At 37.7% G+C, this 15,107-nt stretch carries 18 protein-coding genes; 6 read left to right on the top strand and 12 right to left on the bottom strand.

The window, feature by feature from the left end; translation table 11 throughout:
- Window positions 1-141 precede the first annotated feature (141 nt).
- The 4 genes from HL41_RS07860 (at window position 142) to HL41_RS07845 (ending at window position 4,613) form a co-directional block, all read left to right on the top strand.
- Window positions 142-1,503 (top strand): sigma-54 interaction domain-containing protein, encoded by a 1,362-nt coding sequence (locus tag HL41_RS07860; protein ID WP_022854749.1) that lies wholly within the window; start codon window positions 142-144, stop codon window positions 1,501-1,503.
- Between the two features lies 1 nt (window position 1,504).
- Entirely contained in the window at window positions 1,505-1,819 is a 315-nt protein-coding gene (locus HL41_RS07855; protein WP_000697865.1) for a NifB/NifX family molybdenum-iron cluster-binding protein, read from the top strand.
- Between the two features lie 72 nt (window positions 1,820-1,891).
- Window positions 1,892-3,124 (top strand): molybdopterin molybdotransferase MoeA, encoded by a 1,233-nt coding sequence (locus HL41_RS07850; protein ID WP_000884815.1) that lies wholly within the window; start codon window positions 1,892-1,894, stop codon window positions 3,122-3,124.
- A gap of 100 nt (window positions 3,125-3,224) precedes the next feature.
- A complete protein-coding gene (locus HL41_RS07845) occupies window positions 3,225-4,613 on the top strand; it encodes an alginate export family protein (RefSeq protein ID WP_038062415.1) in 1,389 nt (462 codons plus the stop codon).
- A gap of 68 nt (window positions 4,614-4,681) precedes the next feature.
- Here HL41_RS07845 and HL41_RS07840 read toward each other — a convergent pair whose 3' ends face one another.
- Both HL41_RS07840 and HL41_RS07835 read right to left on the bottom strand, forming a co-directional pair.
- Window positions 4,682-5,953 carry a TIGR04013 family B12-binding domain/radical SAM domain-containing protein gene (locus tag HL41_RS07840; protein WP_051754598.1) on the bottom strand — a complete coding sequence of 424 codons (1,272 nt, stop codon included), beginning with the start codon at window positions 5,951-5,953 and terminating at the stop codon, window positions 4,682-4,684.
- Window positions 5,954-5,960: 7 nt separating this feature from the next.
- Window positions 5,961-7,154, bottom strand: coding sequence for an aspartate aminotransferase family protein (locus HL41_RS07835; RefSeq protein ID WP_051754597.1), 1,194 nt, complete (start codon window positions 7,152-7,154; stop codon window positions 5,961-5,963).
- 254 nt (window positions 7,155-7,408) lie between these two features.
- Between HL41_RS07835 and HL41_RS09790 the strand changes: the two genes are divergently transcribed.
- On the top strand, window positions 7,409-7,828 hold the full coding sequence (locus HL41_RS09790) for an IS110 family transposase (RefSeq protein ID WP_235181295.1): 420 nt from the start codon (window positions 7,409-7,411) through the stop codon (window positions 7,826-7,828).
- A gap of 99 nt (window positions 7,829-7,927) precedes the next feature.
- Here HL41_RS09790 and HL41_RS09785 read toward each other — a convergent pair whose 3' ends face one another.
- Window positions 7,928-8,140, bottom strand: coding sequence for a hypothetical protein (locus HL41_RS09785; RefSeq protein ID WP_235181294.1), 213 nt, complete (start codon window positions 8,138-8,140; stop codon window positions 7,928-7,930).
- Window positions 8,141-8,152: 12 nt separating this feature from the next.
- Here HL41_RS09785 and HL41_RS09780 point away from each other — a divergent pair, with 12 nt between their 5' ends.
- The gene (locus HL41_RS09780; RefSeq protein WP_235181293.1) at window positions 8,153-8,617 is read left to right on the top strand and encodes an IS110 family transposase; all 465 of its coding nucleotides are present in this window, start codon (window positions 8,153-8,155) and stop codon (window positions 8,615-8,617) included.
- A 30-nt stretch (window positions 8,618-8,647) separates the two neighbouring features.
- Here HL41_RS09780 and murI read toward each other — a convergent pair whose 3' ends face one another.
- From murI to HL41_RS07785, 9 genes are all read right to left on the bottom strand, one after another.
- Entirely contained in the window at window positions 8,648-9,451 is an 804-nt protein-coding gene (gene murI, locus HL41_RS07825; RefSeq protein ID WP_038062787.1) for a glutamate racemase, read from the bottom strand.
- Window positions 9,448-9,741 carry a hypothetical protein gene (locus tag HL41_RS07820; protein ID WP_022854755.1) on the bottom strand — a complete coding sequence of 98 codons (294 nt, stop codon included), beginning with the start codon at window positions 9,739-9,741 and terminating at the stop codon, window positions 9,448-9,450. The genes murI and HL41_RS07820 overlap by 4 nt, the downstream gene beginning before the upstream one ends.
- On the bottom strand, window positions 9,738-10,499 hold the full coding sequence (locus HL41_RS07815) for a Rossmann-like domain-containing protein (RefSeq protein WP_038062784.1): 762 nt from the start codon (window positions 10,497-10,499) through the stop codon (window positions 9,738-9,740). The genes HL41_RS07820 and HL41_RS07815 overlap by 4 nt, the downstream gene beginning before the upstream one ends.
- 15 nt (window positions 10,500-10,514) lie before the next feature.
- On the bottom strand, window positions 10,515-11,309 hold the full coding sequence (locus tag HL41_RS09175) for a P-loop NTPase (protein WP_051754596.1): 795 nt from the start codon (window positions 11,307-11,309) through the stop codon (window positions 10,515-10,517).
- A 14-nt stretch (window positions 11,310-11,323) separates the two neighbouring features.
- Window positions 11,324-12,136, bottom strand: coding sequence for a 4-hydroxy-tetrahydrodipicolinate reductase (dapB, locus tag HL41_RS07805; protein ID WP_038062781.1), 813 nt, complete (start codon window positions 12,134-12,136; stop codon window positions 11,324-11,326).
- A gap of 157 nt (window positions 12,137-12,293) precedes the next feature.
- Window positions 12,294-13,484 (bottom strand): metallophosphoesterase family protein, encoded by a 1,191-nt coding sequence (locus HL41_RS07800; protein ID WP_038062780.1) that lies wholly within the window; start codon window positions 13,482-13,484, stop codon window positions 12,294-12,296.
- Window positions 13,462-14,091 (bottom strand): RlmE family RNA methyltransferase, encoded by a 630-nt coding sequence (locus HL41_RS07795; RefSeq protein WP_051754595.1) that lies wholly within the window; start codon window positions 14,089-14,091, stop codon window positions 13,462-13,464. The genes HL41_RS07800 and HL41_RS07795 overlap by 23 nt, the downstream gene beginning before the upstream one ends.
- Window positions 14,092-14,106: 15 nt before the next feature.
- Complete coding sequence (locus tag HL41_RS07790; RefSeq protein ID WP_038062778.1) at window positions 14,107-14,466, bottom strand: molybdenum cofactor biosynthesis protein MoaE; 360 nt, start codon at window positions 14,464-14,466, stop codon at window positions 14,107-14,109.
- A gap of 10 nt (window positions 14,467-14,476) precedes the next feature.
- Window positions 14,477-15,043 carry an epoxyqueuosine reductase QueH gene (locus HL41_RS07785; RefSeq protein WP_038062793.1) on the bottom strand — a complete coding sequence of 189 codons (567 nt, stop codon included), beginning with the start codon at window positions 15,041-15,043 and terminating at the stop codon, window positions 14,477-14,479.
- Window positions 15,044-15,107: the final 64 nt, after the last annotated feature.

Genomic DNA, 15,107 nt, shown 5'->3' with positions numbered 1-15,107 from the left:
AATTAATCTGTTTTTTTAGCTAAGTCAAGCAACTCTTTTTTCAAACCACAGGTTGATTTTTCTAAAGAAGTTTTTAAAATTAAATTTTTAGATGGAAAATATACTTTTTGGTTCATCTATTCACATAAAATTTGGTTAACCATGAAGGCCAAGTATAATGAATCTTTTATAAAAATTAAAGATATTTTAGAAGCAATCCCTTATGGAACTGCTTTTTTAGACGAAAACTTTCGGGTGGTATTTATAAATTCATTTTTAGAAGCTTTAACCGGATACAAGTCTGAGGAAGTTAAAGGGTTAGATATAAATCAAATAATAAAAACCAACGTTTTTAAAGAATTAATAGCTAGGTTAAGAAAAGAAGAAAAATTTTCGATAGAAGGAGACATAATAAACGTTCACCGACGCAAAATACCGGTAAAGATTACTGTAACGAGCCTTTCTCAAGGAAAAAATAGATGGTTCATGTTGGTGCTTGAAGATCTTTCACTTTTAAAGGACAAATCTCTTTTCTTGCCTCAATTTGGAATGGATTTCATTTTAGGCAACAGCCCGGCTATTTTAAAAATAAAAGAAATGTTACCTATTTTTGCGAACTCTAACGCCACTCTCTTGATAGAGGGAGAAACAGGCACAGGAAAAGATTTGTTAGCAGAGGTAATACATAAACTTTCTCCGAGGGCAAACCATCCTTTCATCAAAGTAAATTGTGGGGCTCTTCCGGAGCCTCTGTTAGAGTCAGAACTTTTTGGCCACGTAAAAGGTGCCTTTACCGGAGCTAATGCTGACAAACCAGGAATGATAAAATTAGCCAATGGAGGGACTCTTTTCCTTACAGAAATAGGAGACCTACCCTTTACCCTTCAGGTAAAACTACTAACTTTTTTAGACGATAAAGAGTTTTATCCGTTAGGTAGTTCCCAAAAAGTAAAAGTAGACGTAAGGGTGATTGTGGCAACCAATAAAAATTTAAGACAGATGGTTAAAGAGGGAAAATTTAGAGAAGATTTGTTTTATAGACTGAATGTGTTAAAAGTACAACTTCCCCCTCTTAGAGAAAGGGGAGATGACATATTGATTTTAGCTGACTATTTTCTCAAAGAATTTTCTGAAAAAGCTCATAAAAAAATCAAAGGCTTTTCGGAACAAGTTTTAAAGGTGCTAAGGTCTTATAAATACCCTGGAAACATAAGAGAGCTAAAAAACATAGTGGAATATGCTGTTCATGTTTGTTCAGATGAATTGATTACAGAAAAACATCTCCCAGAATATTTATTTACTGCCATAAAAGAAGAGGAAGAAGACCAACAACAAACTTTAGCTAAAGATTGGTCTGCTATAAGAACTCAAAAAATTGAAAGTTTTACCTGGGCTGAGATCGAAAAAAAAAGAATTATTGATGCGTTGACAAGTTGTAGGGGTAAGAAGACTGAAGCAGCTAAAATGCTTGGTTGGGCAAGAAGTACCCTTTGGAGAAAGTTAAAAAAATACGGGTTAGCCTAAAATGAAAATATTGATTACTCTAGAAAAAGACCATGTAGCCCCAAGGTTTGACCTTACCAGAGAAGTACTTATCGCAGAAAACAAAGGGGAAAAAGTAAGGACAGTTATTCTGCCACGTTCTTCTCCTGAAGAACTTTGCAGTTTTATTTTAGCAGAAAACGTTGACCTTGTAGTTTGCGGGGGGATAGAAGAAACTTATTATCAGTATCTTTTATGGAAAAAGATAAGAGTAATAGATAGGGTCATAGGCCCTGCAAAGGAAGTCTTAAAAAGAGTTATCGAAAATAATTTAAAAGAAGGAGAAATCGTAAAATAAAAGTTCTTTTCAAACCTATCTAAAACCAAAAAGCTTGGTAGTAATTTTTTAAAAGTCTATTATAATTTTTTTATGCTGGATAAACAATACCTATCCCTTAAAGAGGCCTTAAACCTTCTTTTAGACAAAGTCCCGTTTAAAAATCTCTCTATCGAGGAAATCCCTATAGAAGAAGCCTATTTTAGGGTCTCTGCAGAAGACATTTTTTCTCCTGAAGACCTCCCTGGGTTTAGACGTTCTACGGTAGATGGTTTTGCCGTAAGAGCTCAAGACACCTTTGGGGCTAAGGATACCATGCCTGCCTACCTCATGGTAAAAGGCGAGGTGTTGATGGGAGAAGCCCCCTCTTTTGAGTTAAACCCAGGAGAGGCAGCTTATATACCTACCGGTGGGATGCTTCCTAAGGGAGCAGATGCGGTTGTGATGGTAGAACATGTAAACGTAGTATCCTCAGACCTGATAGAGGTTTTAAAACCAGTAGGTCCTTTAGAAAACGTTATCTTGGAAGATGAAGATATTAAAAAAGGAGAGCTTGTTATCCCTGCAGGAACCAAACTTAAACCTCATCATATAGGAGGTCTTGCAGGGTTAGGCTTTACTAAAATAAAGGTGGTCTCAAAACCTAAAGTAGGAATTATTCTTACCGGAGACGAGATCATCCCTCATCATGAAAAGGTGTCTCCGGGGAAAGTTAGAGACATAAACTCCTTTACCTTAGCAGGAATGATTATAGAAGAAGGTGGTATACCTGTTAAGTTTGGTATAGTTCAAGATGACTATCAAGCCATAAAAGAGGTGGTTACCGAAGCCCACCGTCAAACAGACATAGTGCTTATTACCGGTGGGACCAGTGCAGGGACCAAAGACGTAACCGCTAAAATAATAGAAGAACTTGGTCCTCCAGGGGTTCTTTTTCATGGGGTCTCTATAAAACCAGGCAAACCTGTTATCGCCGGGATATGCAACCATAAACCTGTATTTGGATTGCCAGGACATCCTGTAGCCGTATACATCTGCTTTTTTCTTTTTGTTAGACCTGTTATGCAAAGATTGATGGGATTATCCTCTAAAAACTATACCCCTTTTGTCAAAGCTAAAATGGCTAAAAGTATCCAATCTCAAGCAGGTAGAACTGACTTTATCCGGGTTTATCTTGAGGAAAAAAACGGAGAACTTTACGCCGTCCCTCTTCTTTCTAAATCAGGGCTTATTATGTCGTTGGTTAAAGCTGATGGATTGCTAATCATCCCTGATGACCTCCTTGGAGTAGAAAAAGACGAAGAAGTAGAAATCTGTCTTTGCTAATTTTTTCACAAACATTTTAAAAATCTTTATGGTTAACTAATCTGGACAAATAACGTTAACAAATTGTCTTCATTTAATTAATTTAAAAACGGAGGAGGTTATGAGAAAGGCTCTGTTTAGCTTTTTATTTCTTTGGTTTTTGCTGCTAACCCCAGGATTTGGGTTGGGTTTGGACCACGAATTTGGAGGCTCTGTAAGGCTGCGTTATGAGTTATGGGACAACATAGTGTCTATGGGATATCAAAATCTCACAAAGAATACCAATAAAGACCGTAATTTTTTTAGACTCAGAATACAGGCTTGGGATAAAATTACCTTTAACAACTCTACCTCCCTTTATGTAAGATTAGCTACAGAACCTAAGTATCACATGGGACCAAATTATCTGATCCTAAAGGATAATCAAGAAAGAAGGCATTTTGACCAGGATGAAATCTTTGTAGACAATCTGTATATAGACCTTAAAAAACCTTTCGGCTTACCTGTTAACTTTAGGATTGGGAGACAAGATTTTCTTGGAAAAGATATGTACGGAGAAGGCTTTTTGATTTCAGAAGGAACCCCTAACGATGGCTCAAGGTCCTTTTACTTTAATGCTTTGAAAGCTACCTTACTTTTTAGCCCCAAACACACGGTAGACTTGGTTTTTGTCTCAAACCCTCAAAGGGATGTCTATCTTCCGGTAATCCATCCTTCTTATGATGACGGAAAAAATATAAATTATATAGAACATAAAAAAAGGCTTACAGCGTCTAACGAAAGAGGTTTTTGGGTTTATGGAAGGCATACTCTTTCTGAGGCTTTAAAAGTAGAGCCCTATTACATCTACAAAAAAGAGGAAAAATCTCAGGTAATAAGCACATCAAGTTATATCCATACTGTAGGATTTAGGGCGGTTTACAAAATCGGCAGCTATACGTTAAGAGGTGAGATTGCCAAACAATGGGGAGAATACCACAACGATACCGACAGGTCTGGCCTTGGAGGATATGTCTTTTTAACTAGAAAGTTTGAAAAATGTCCTGTAAAGCCTGAAGTAGAAATAGGTTATGTCTATCTTTCAGGAGATGACCCTAAGACCAAGAAAAACGAAGGATTTAACCCACTTTTTTCCCGTGCCCCTCTTTGGAACGAACTTCTCTTTTATACCTACATCTATGAAACCTCCTCTAAAGGTGGGCCCATTCCAGGATACTGGACTAACCTAAAGGCTCCGATGATTACCGTAAAATTACAGCCCTTTACAAACACTGAGTTTAAAATAAGCTATCAAAAACTTTTAGCAGACGAAAAGGCTACCTCTACTCCTAAGGATATGTTTGGAAACGGTAAAAACAGGGGGGATCTTTTAGCCTTACTTTTAAGCCATAAGTTTAACAAAAACCTCTCTGGCTTCTTACAGTATGAGGTTTTAAACCCTGGAGATTTTTACTACGACCATTCTCTTACCGCAAACTTCTTTAGAGTTCAACTTCTCTACCAGTTTTAACCAGAGCTTTTATCCCTCCTTAGGTCCCAAACCTAAGGAGGGATTTTTTTTCACTTTTTGAATTAGGCTTAAGAGTTAAAATACTCGTAAATCTTCTGAGAAAGTTTCTGTTGAGCCTCCCAGTCACCGAATAAGAGGCCTTTACCTGTAAGGGATTTTATCAGTTTGATCAGATCTTCTGAAAGCTTACCGGGAGGCTTACGTAAGAAAGGGGTTTGAGGAAGAGGCATAAAGGTATGGGCATGCACCACCGCTCCCATCTTTACTAAGTCCTCTATAACCTTTATGGTTTGTCTAACATCCTCTTCTGTTTCATAGGGCAATCCAAAGATAAAATCTACTTTTGGAGTTAATCCTGCTTTTACGGTTAATTTGACTGCTCGGTAGACATCTTCTACGGTATGGCTCCTTTTACAAAGTTGTAAAATCCTTTCACTACCTGACTGAGCTCCTATGACTAAATTATCGTTTGATGCGTAAGTTTTTACCAAAGAGATGGTCTCTGGGGTTACATGTTCGGGTCTTACTTCAGAAGGAAAACTTCCGAAAAAGATCCTGCCTCTATTTTTAAGCAAGCCCTTTATTCCTTTTAATAACTCCTCAAGGCGTTCTAAGTTGATGGTTTTTCCGTCTTCTGAACCGTAGGAAAATGCATTTGGGGTGATAAACCTTATATCAGTAAGTCCTCTTTTAAAAAGCATTTCAACTATAGATAAAACCTTTTCTATAGACCTATGTCTTACTTTAACTCCAAAAATCCTTGAGGTTTGGCAAAAGTTACAGGCAAAAGGACACCCTCTGGTAATTTCTAAGGGACCAAAACGCTTAAACCGTGGGCTAAAAGGTAAAAACTGGTCAAGGTCTACATACACTTTTCGAGGGTTTAACTTGATTTTTCCGTTTATATCTTTAAAAGCTATGCCTTCTACTGCTTCAAAAGACTTTCTATTGAGTATACATTCCAAGAGGTCAATAAAGGTTTGTTCTCCCTCTCCTAAAACCACACAATCTGCACCTGCTTTAAGCACCCTTTTAAAATCTCCGGTAGGATGAGCACCTCCGGCACAAACCAAAACCCTATCTTTATAAAGATTTTTAACCTCTGTAAGAATAGGGATTATTTCCCAAACCTGTGTGGTAAAAAAAGAAAAACAGGCTAATTGTAAAGGATAGGTTTTGAGACCTTCTGAAATCTCTGAAAATAACTCTTCTTTAGTCTTCGCAAAAGAGATTTCAACCTCAGACAGTATCTCTTCTTTGGTTTCTAAGCTTCCTAAAAGAGCGGTTAGGCTGTATTTATTTTGAGGTAAGTCTAAAAAGACGATTTTAAGTGCTTTCACCCTAAACTTAGGTTTTAATATCTTTTAAGATTTCTTCAAGCTGGATCATAAAGTAGTCTATCTCTCGGTAATTGATGATAAGAGGGGGGGAAAGTCTTAATACATTAGGTTTTGGGGTAGTGGTTAAAATCCTTCTTTTTAAAAGTTCTTGATAGATAGGTTTTACTTCGATAGCAAACTCAATACCTATCAACAGACCTTTTCCTCTTACCTGTTTGATAAGACCTGGATATTCTTCCTGATAAGCTCTTAATTTTTCCATGATAACTTTACCTTTAAGTTCTACCTCTTCAAGAAAGGTTGGGTCTGAGATCATCTCAACCACTTTACAGCCTACAGCACAGGCTATAGGATTTCCTCCAAAGGTAGAGGCATGGCTACCAGGGGTTAAAAAATCAATCACTTCTTTTTTAGCAATCATGGCTGAGAGAGGAAGTCCGTTGGCTAAGGCCTTGGCAAGACACATCACATCAGGCTCTATCCCATAATGTTCATAAGCAAACAACCTTCCTGTCCTTCCTAACCCAGTCTGGATTTCATCAAAGATCAATAAAGCCGAATATTTTTGGCAAAGCTCTTTAGCCTGGGCAATAAACTCTTGGGTTAACGGATAAACTCCACCTTCTCCCTGGATAGGTTCCATGATTATCGCACAGACGGTTTCATCAAAAGTCTCTTTTAGTTCCTGCAAATCGTTAGGCTCAACAAAAACCACCCCTGGGACTAAAGGTTCAAAGCCTTCCCAATATTTAGGCTGGCCTGTTACCGAAAGAGAACCTAAGGTTCTTCCATGAAAAGAATTTTTTAAGGAAATAAACTTATATTTAGAGCCCCCAAAATTTTGATAGGCCCAGCGTCTGGCGAGTTTTAAGGCTGCTTCAACTGCCTCAGTACCACTATTTGCAAAAAAAACCTTATCTCCAAAGGATAGTTCTACCAACTTTTTGGCAAGCCTTACCTGAGGTTCGGTGTAATAAAGGTTTGAAGTATGCCATAAACATTCGGCTTGTTCTTTTAAAACCTGAACAAGTTGAGGGTGGGCATGTCCTAAATTACAAACAGCAATCCCGGCAGTAAAGTCTAAATATTCTTCTCCTTTATCTGTAAAAAGTCTTGTACCTTCACCTCTAACAAAAATGATAGGTTCTCTTTCATAGTTAGGAGCAAGATAAATTTCTCCAAGGTCTGCAAGATAACTCATCTTTCTCTCCTGCAATTTTTATGTTAGTTTTTGCTTAATATATGTTGCGTTGTATAGTAATAATATGGACAACAACAAAATAAAGAGGGACAAGGACTCCATAACTCTTAGGCTTAAAAGCCTCGAGAGGAGTCTGTCCCCCTGTCCCTCAACTCCCCCAATAAGTTGGTTAGGCTTCCTAAGCCTCTGCCACATGGGAGGATGGAGCGAGGGACTTTTACTATACCAACAACACCACACAAGGAGGTGCTCCCATGAATTACTTCGTCGGTATTGATGTCTCTAAAGACACTTTTAATATCGCTGTCCTCCATCAACAATCCTTTATCCTCTCCAAACACCTCCCTATGTCTCAAGAAGGTTTCTCTCAGCTTCTCTCCATCCTTAAACAATACCCTAAACCTATCGTAGTCATGGAATCTACTGGAAGATTCTTCCTCCCACTTTATCACTTTCTCCTTGCTAATGATATTCAAGCTTTTGTTATCAACCCAAAAATCCTTCACAGGTTCTTCCAGTTCCTCTCCGCAAACAACCCCTCTAAGTCTGATACCAAAGACGCTAAACTCCTTGCTCTTTTTGCTCAAGCTAACCCTCAATTCCTTAACCCTCTCCCACCTGACCATCACCTGAGAAACCTCTCCCGCCTTATCCAAAAACTCAAAAAAGAATGATCTTTTGCCAAAACACAAATCAAATACGCCCTCTCTGTTCTCTTCCCCGAAGTTGAAAAACACTTAAACATCTTCTCCTTTTCCTTTCTCAACATACTCCTAAAATACCCCGGTGCTTCCTACCTCAAAAAGGCTTCTACAGATGATATCGCCTCTATCATCAATTCTACCTTCAAAGCAAGAAAACCCTCCTTCTCCCCTCAAGAGATCATAAACCTTGCTAAAAAATCTATCGGCATCCACAACCCCTATCTTTCCCAAACCCTCATCTTCTATATTGAAAAAATACTCTTCCTCGAACCAAGAATCCAAAAACTTGAAAATATGCTCCTTGAAGAAATAGATCACGACCAAAACCAACAAATAAAGCTCATTTCCTCTATCAGGGGAATTTCTCCAAAACTTGCAGTTCATTTTATCGCTGAAGTTAAGGATGTGAACAGATTTTCCAATGCCAAAAAACTTATAAAATATGCTGGCACTGACCCAGTAATAAAACAGTCGGAAAAATTTAGGATAAACATGAGTATTTCTAAACAAGGAAGTCCCTGGCTCAGAAACATTCTTTTTCAGATGGCAGTAGGAGTAGTAACCTGGAATTCTTATTTCAGGGAGTATTTTTTGCGCAAGAAGAAGGAGTTTAAGAGCTATAAGAAAGCAATGGTAGCGGTGATGAATAAGCTCATAAGGGTGATCTATGGACTTTGCAAGAAAGGAAGTTATTTTAATCCTGTCTTGAGTTTTAACTCTAAAAATTTTATTTCTATTTGCGAGGGTTCTCATGCTTAAATCCTATTTCCTGATAGTTGACTCCTTTTTTTAAAAGTTGACCATCTCTTCTATAGAAACTTTTTTCAACTCTACCTTTCTTCCTAAAAACATCTCGGCAATCTTTCCAAAATAGGCGGTTAAATCGGAAACAAAAATTTCTAACCCGTTTGTCTCTAAGGTTGTCTTAACCTCTGGATGTTCCTCTATAAAATTAGCTACGTTAGAAGCTACCTCCTCTGATGGATCTACCAGTTTTATTCTTTTCCCTGCCTTTTCCTGGATAAGTTTTTTAATGATAGGATAATGGGTACACCCCAAGATTAAAGTATCTATGCCTCTCATTTTAAGAGGGATCAGGTATTTTTTTACTATCCTTCTGGTTTCAGGTTTTTTAAGCCACCCTTCTTCTATAAGTGGCACTAGTAAGGGAGCTGGGTTTGAATAAAGCTTTATCTCCGGGTCTTTTTCTGCAAAAAGCCTGTCATATACCCTGCTTTCTACGGTTGTCCTGGTGCCAATAAGTCCTATTTTTTTACTTTTGGTAAGCCTTAGGGCCTTTTCCATAGAAGGGGTAACTACCTCAAAAAAAGGAATCTCTGGAAAAGTCTGCTTTAATACCGGCATAGCGGTGCTTGAAGCGGTATGGCAGGCAACTACTATTATCTTAGCTCCAAGCTTTAGTAAAAACCTCGTGTTTTCAACGGCATATCTGGTAACTGTTTCAGGGCTTTTAGTCCCATAAGGAGTTCTTGCTGTGTCTCCAAAATAAACAATCTTGTAACCTTTTACCTTAAGTAAAAGCTCTTTGACTACCGTAAGTCCACCCAAACCTGAGTCAAATACCCCTATCATTTCCCCATCCCAAAATAAAACTCAAGGCTTGCACCTACAGCCGTAAGCACAGCCAACCAAAGGGCCATTTTTATAAACTGGTCTCTATTTAATCCTTTCTTAGTAAATTTAGCCAATAGTCCATTAAAAATAATCGTAATTCCTAAACCATAAAGTCCACTTCCTATAAAGATCCTTCCAGAATGCAATAAGGTTTTTATCAAATCTGAAGGATAGATCCTTAAGCTAAAAAGCACCCATAAAACTATAGCAGCAAAAACCTTCGGCTGTAAAAACCATCGTAGGTTCATTTTTTTACCCTTAGGTTAATTTTTTCAAGTATAGGTTTCGGGGTATTGGCCTTAAAAAAGGCTTGAGTTCCTTTACCTTCACAAATTTTAATAAAAAGTTGGTCAGGGTCTCTTACTATGGCTCCACAAAGCCAAGTTATAGGGGTAAAACGGAAAACCTCAGGACAAAGAGGGGTGGTCGGTCCCATCAAAGCCACCTCAGGTACCCCATAAAGACTCTCTAAAATCCGTTCTAACGTCTTGTTAACCAAGGTTGAAGAAGTAATTATAGCCAACTTAAGTTTATCCTTGATTTCCTCTATAGAAAAGGTTGTTATGTCTTCCTCTTTTTCTAATAACCAAACCTTTTTAACCTTCCCTTGAAGTTTGCGAAGTACAGGGTCAAATCTCCCTACCATAAGAACTTCATCTCTATAGTCAAACTTGAGTATTGAAAAAAGATCCCCTTCTACAGCATTTTTTAAATTTTCTTTCCTGCCAGAAAAGATAGCATTGATGGTTGCAAGTCCTACGAGCGACTCAATCTGGTTAAAAGAAAGATAACCTTTTATCGCTATGTCTGCAGGTAATTTCCAAAAGTTAATACTACCATCTAACTCGCAACAGTTCTTAATTTCAGGCAAAAGAGTATAAGCAAGCCCTGTCCCACACCTTTCTACCTCAACCATCGTATAGTGAATTCCTATCACCATTCTTTTTATTTTTTTAGCCCTGGCATACGGAAGAGCCCTTTCTACAAGCTCAGTATAAATTCCCATCTATCAGACCCTAAGCTATCGTATCCTAAATACTCTCTCAAGTATCTGGTCTACCATATTTTGTAAAAGCTCCTTTTTCCCAGGTAATTGAAACAACTCGGTCAAATCCTCACACGAGGAAAGCTCCTCTATAAAAGGGAGCTCAAAAAGTAGAGGAAGTTTAGTTTTTTCCAAAAACTCTTTAAACGCGTCTTGTTGTTCAAAGACCCCAGAAAAATTCTTGATTACCCCTAAAACTGGCACCTGTTTTTCTCTTAAAATACCCACAGTCCGCAAGGCATCTGCTAAAGCCATCTTGTTGGCAGTGGTAACCAGCACAAAACCCTCTGGGGCAAAAAGGTCAAGCATGGTAAGAAAGATGTCCCCGGTACCAGGAGGTAGGTCAAGAACTAAAAAATCAAGAGGACCCCATTCAACCTTCCCTACAAGCTCCTGCAAAAGTTTAGAAGCCATAAGCCCTCTCATAAAAACCGGCTCTTTTTCAGAAACCATAAGGGCTAAGCTCATTACCTTCAACTGAAAAGGACCTAATACCGGCTTTATTTTTCCAAATTCGATCAAAGGGGGGGTATTTTTCAAACCTAAAGCAAAATTAACGTTAGGACCGTAAAAATCCAGGTCAAACAGTCCAACCGAGTATCCATTAGCCTTTAAACCAAGAGAGATAAGGGTTGAGGCGGTAGTTTTCCCTACCCCTCCCTTACCACTTCCCACAGCCAAAACAAACCTAACATCCCTTAAACCGGTATGTTTTTTTAGTTCTTCCCTTAAGGCTTGTAAATCTTTAGTAGGACAAATTTTTTCTTCCATAAACCATCCAATCCCTAAAGATTTCTTAAACCAAGGACATCCTGCATTCCATAAACCCCAGGCTCTTTACCAACCACCCAAATCGCAGCTTTGATAGCCCCTCTGGCAAAGGTTTCTCTTGAGCTTGCTTTATGGGTAAGCTCTATTCTTTCTCCTATACCGGCAAAAAGCACCGTATGTTCTCCTACGATGTCTCCTCCTCTTATCGTTTGTATTCCTATTTCCTTAGGAGTCCTTTCTCCTATGATACCTTCCCTACAAAACCGATAATCCTTATCGCTCCTACCTAAAGCCTGAGCTATTACGTTGGCCAACTTTAAAGCTGTCCCACTGGGGGCGTCTTTTTTCATCCTATGATGGGCCTCTATGATTTCGATGTCATAACCTTCAGCAAGCACCTTAGCGGTAATCTCTACCAACTTGCAAAGAAGATTAACTCCCATACTCATGTTGTAGTCCTGAACTAAAGGAAAGTTTTGTTTAGCCAGTTGATGGATCTCTTCTAGTTCTTCTTTGGTAAAACCTGTTGTTCCCAAAACATAAGCCTTTTTGTATTTAGCGTTGATTTTTATGTTTTCTAAGGAGGCTTTATGGAAGGTAAAATCTATGATTACATCTCCTTTTTCTATAACCTTTTCTAAACTTCCTTCTACGATGATTCCTGTTTTAGGGAGACCTACCACTTCTCCTACGTCTTTTCCTACAGCAGGATGTTCAGGATGTTCAAAAGCCCCTACTAAATCTATTTCAGGATTATTAAAAATAAGGTTAATGAGGGTTTTACCCATCCTACCTGCAGCACCTGCTACTATAGCTTTTACCGGCATTTTGTCCCTCCTTTTGTTTGTTTTTTAGTGGTTTTCTTTCCTCCCTCTGGAGGAAAAGGAATTTGTCAACAAGGCTGAATTCCTGCCTTAGAAAATACCTTAACCAAAACTAACCAAACTACAACTATCCCTAAGATTACTAAAATCCCATCTAAATTCATAAAACGCTCTCCTGCTTATTTTTTAAAAATTCCTCTAAATATTCTGAAAAAACTTCAAAAAGGGGCTCCTCTATCTCTTTTCCCTCTACAAAACGATAAAACTTACGGAAAAGATCCTTTTCATCTAACCTTTGGGTCTTATCTAAGTGCTGATCGATACCTAATAAACTCCACTCCTTTTCTTCTTGCTTAACCTCCTCTTCATATTTTAATTCAAGAAGATTGGGGAAAACCTTTTTTAACCGCTCATATGGATAGGCAACCGGAGTTTTGTCCTTCAAAATTATTCTTACAAAACTCTCATCACCCTTAAGGATAAGATCCTTAAAATAGCCTTCGTAGGTTTTTAATCGATAAGGAGGGTCTATAAAGATTGGTTCGTAGCTCACCCTTTCTTTCTCAAAAGAAATAAACCAAAAGCCTTTTTTATAGTTTGCCTCGTCAAAACTATAAGGCATAGGGCTACCTGAATAAAGAACATTAAAGTTAAGGGACTGAAGCCTATGAAGATGTCCAAAAAGACAGAGGTCAAAACATTCAAAGAGACTTAGCGGAAATATTTCTTCATTTCCTACTGTATTTTGCCATCTACCTCTTAAAACCTCTTCTCCAGAAAAAACTGCACTGTCTACCGCTAAATGTCCTACCAAAACCGCAGGCTTTTTTATTTCTACTTTAGAAAAAAGAAACCTTAAAAGTTCTGGCACAGATACCTGATCCTTTCCTTCTAAAAAGTCTAAAGCCTCATTAGAAAACGATTCTTTTACAAGAGAAATCAACTCAAACACAGAAAGATGGGGGAGCAAATAAAAATAAACTCTCTCTCCGTTTTTCTTCCATACAAAGGGATTTATGAAAAAAGAGAGGTCGTCTGCTAAATAGATTTTTTCAGCCTCTAAAAATTCTTTAAAAAGACTGACCCTTTTAGAATCATGGTTCCCTAAGATAAAAAGGATGGGAACCTTGGTTGAAGTTAACATCCTAAGAACTTCTTTATACCCCTTTAAGGTCTCATAATCTGGGATAGGTTTATCCACTATATCTCCTGACACCACGATAAAGTCAGGTTTTTGTTCTTTTACCAGAGGAAGGAATGTTTTTTCAAAGAAGCTGAGTTGATAATCTATCAATTTTTTGTTTTGAAGGATTTTTCCTAAATGCCAGTCAGAGCTGTGTAGAATCTTCATCGATCCTCAAGTCTGTTTTAGGTTTAAAATGTTGAGCAACGATAAACATCTCTCTGCTTTCTTTTCTTGAACTCTTAGGTTTAAAAAGTTTAACACCTTTGAAGTATTTTTCAATTTGTTTTTTAAGTTGAGGAAGCTTCTGACCTTCAAAAACCTTTGCTACAAAGTGTCCACTAGGTTTTAAAGCTATCAAAACCAATTCTAAAGCCTTTTCGACTAAACTAACAGACCTTACATGGTCTACAAACTTATCTCCGGTGGTCTTAGGTGCCATGTCACTAACGATTACGTCAAACTTATCTATTCCCAAAGCTAAAAAGTCTTGAGAAGTTAACTCAAAAACGTCCTTTAGTAAAAAAGTAAAATTAGGATGACTTATCTTAACCTCTTGCAAGTCAACCCCTATAACCCTACCCTCTTTTCCCACAAGTTTACATAGATATTTAGACCAAGACCCAGGAGCTGCGCCTAAATCAAGCACCACATCTCCCTTTTTTACCAACCGATAAGCCTCTTGGATTTCCATCAGTTTATAAACCGACCGGGCTGGATACCCTGCCTCCTTTGCCTTTTTAGCCCATGTATCGAACCAAGGATTATTAGCCATAAGCCTCCCAAAGGTTTAGTGATATTTCTTTACTTCGTTTATCAAATACTGCAAAGCCTCAAAGGCTTCGTATCTATGTTTAGCAAATATAGCAAATCCTGTGACCCTATCTCCTACCTTTAAGAATCCTTGGTTATGATAGATGATTACCTCTATCAAACCAAACTTTTCTATGGTATTTTTTCTTATGTCTTCGAGATAGTTAAAAACCTCGTCTTTGATAAACATACCTTCTGCAGGAACTACCTCTCCTCCCTTTAAATCATACTCTCTTACAAATCCGTTAAACTCAACCACACAACCAAATTTTCCTAAAAGTTTTTTAGTCAGCTCTTCTTTTTTTTCTAAATAGGCTTGATAATCCTTAAAAACCATAAAACACCTCCTATTTATTTTTTCTTTTTAGCTCTTTGATAAGGGCTTTAGAGTATCTTTCTTCTTCACTAAAGATACACCCACAATAAGACTGCCTATAAAGTTCAAGGGTTATAGCCTCTTCCTGACCAAGTTTATACCCTTTTCTAAAATCTTCATAAAAAAAAGGGATCCGATATTTATGACTCAGGTCTTCAGCTATTTCTTTTATGAGGTTATGTTTTTGGTAAATACTATAAAGTAAGGTTGTAGTAAAGGCTTCTGCCTTTAATTCCAAGGCTTTTTTTACCGTTTGTCTAAGCCTTATTACATAACAGCGTTCACATCTTTTTTCAGGATTTTCACAAACCATAAAAGTTTCTTTAACAAAAAATCTAAGACCATAAGTTTTGTCCCAGATTATTTTAATCCCTTTTAGCGTTTCTACCTGTTCTAAGGCTTTAACCCTTACTTTAAACTCTCGATAAGGGTGGATATTCGGGTTGTAAAAATATCCCAAAACCTCTATTCCTTTTTCCTTAAACCAAGACAGTGGATAAAGTAAACAAGGTCCACAACAAACATGAATTAATATCATAAGTAAATAATACAACAATTTTAGTAAAAACCAACTATTTTAAATCTACAACCTTGTTTCAACA

This window comes from Thermodesulfobacterium commune DSM 2178 (assembly GCF_000734015.1).
GTDB lineage: Bacteria > Desulfobacterota > Thermodesulfobacteria > Thermodesulfobacteriales > Thermodesulfobacteriaceae > Thermodesulfobacterium > Thermodesulfobacterium commune.
The sequence above is the reverse complement of the archived record's forward strand: the minus strand, read 5'-3'. Positions and strand labels throughout refer to the sequence as shown.